Genomic DNA, 1,429 nt, shown 5'->3' on the forward strand with positions numbered 1-1,429 from the left:
TAGAGAACTTAATTTCACCCACGATATAGCACCTGTTGGTTCATTTCCTCCAAATCCTTTAGGTTTATATGACATGATGGGGAATGGGAACGAATGGATGAGTGATTGGTATTCAGTTGATTATTATGAAAAATCACCAGAAAAAAATCCTCAAGGTCCAGAGAAGGGGGAGCGAAGAGTGATTCGAGGGTATTTAGGTTCTATGTTTGGTGTGTATGATATTACGCGAGGTAAAAGCCCAGCTGATTATGAAGGTCCGACCGATGGTTTTCGTTGTGTTGAAAATGATTGATTACAAAAAGCATGTATTTCTGTGTTGTGTTCAGACAGAGTTATCGAGAATGTACCATATTTTCTTGATGATAATGCTCAGGCGTTAATTGATAATTAACAGTTGATGTGAACTGAATATGAAAGAAGAAAAAACATGAGATTGATTACAACTCTCATACCACTTGCTTTTTTGTGGGCTGCAACAGCAGTTCGGCCACTGATCAGTAAGGGAAGGTTAAAGCCCTTTTTGATGAGTGGCACTTTACCTTTTCGACACCCAAAGCATTACCTGCTCAGGTAACACACGTAAAACTTATCAATGGAGAAAGTTTTTTTGACAATAGTTCAGCCAGCAGGTACAGAAATCGCAACAGTTTCAGGTAATGAATTGAGTATGTGCAAAGGAATTACGGGAGGTGATTTTTCTTATGAGTATAGTAATACAACTAAAGAGTTCATCAAGGGTAAAAAATATCCTTATGGTTTATGGTGAATAATCGTATTTTAAAGACAGTATTGTATTTAATACCCTCTGGTCGTTTGAACTTTTGGTCTGTTTAAGTAGCCTGAAATATGCAGGGAAGGAAATCATGAAATCAATCGCCAGAATAATTTCGGTCTTATTTTTTTGTGGTTCTGTTAGTGCCTGTATCAGTGAGCAATCTAAGGGGCTTAAAGTTCCCTGGGACAAATGGTACTTTGCCTTTACTACCCCCAAAGCATTACCAGCACAGATTACATTGTTAAAGCTGTTGGATGTTGATGGTTATGCATCGACATATCGGACTATTGATCAGCCACAAGGTATCAGTGTAGGAAAGTGGAGTGAACGTAACTCTGCGGGGAATACACAGTTTAATAAAGCCGACAGGCTGCCACAGATAATGATATTTTGCTGGGATTCAATTATTGATAAAAAAATATATCAGTCCACATTGTTTTTTACGCATGATACATGGGATAAGATGATTAGCCCTTATCCAGATGTTTTAGAATCTGCAAAAAAGCATACCGACAAACGATGTTAATAGGGTTAGCGCCGGAAGGAAAAGTACGGGTCTGGCTAAGACAATATGGTCATTCGGATATTCCATTAGTTGACACAAGAATAATAACAGCTTCAGGAAAAGATCTGGATATGTGTAAAGGGGTGACA

At 38.2% G+C, this 1,429-nt stretch carries 3 protein-coding genes and 1 pseudogene; all 4 read left to right on the forward strand.

Annotation, left to right across the window (positions count from 1 at the left end):
• Positions 1-292, forward strand: a 292-nt coding sequence (locus HEM79_RS22215; protein ID WP_183082722.1) for a formylglycine-generating enzyme family protein, incomplete at its 5' end; no start/stop codon positions are given.
• 351 nt (positions 293-643) lie between these two features.
• A pseudogene (locus HEM79_RS23215) lies at positions 644-766 on the forward strand (DUF2931 family protein); the annotation flags it as partial.
• A gap of 97 nt (positions 767-863) precedes the next feature.
• A complete protein-coding gene (locus HEM79_RS22225) occupies positions 864-1,301 on the forward strand; it encodes a DUF2931 family protein (RefSeq protein ID WP_183082723.1) in 438 nt (145 codons plus the stop codon).
• Positions 1,295-1,429: DUF2931 family protein (locus HEM79_RS23090; protein ID WP_183082724.1), on the forward strand; the 135-nt coding region annotated here is incomplete at its 3' end. The genes HEM79_RS22225 and HEM79_RS23090, both read left to right, overlap by 7 nt.

Origin of the sequence: Escherichia sp. 93.0816, from assembly GCF_013368855.2 — a bacterium.
Lineage (GTDB): Bacteria > Pseudomonadota > Gammaproteobacteria > Enterobacterales > Enterobacteriaceae > Escherichia > Escherichia ruysiae.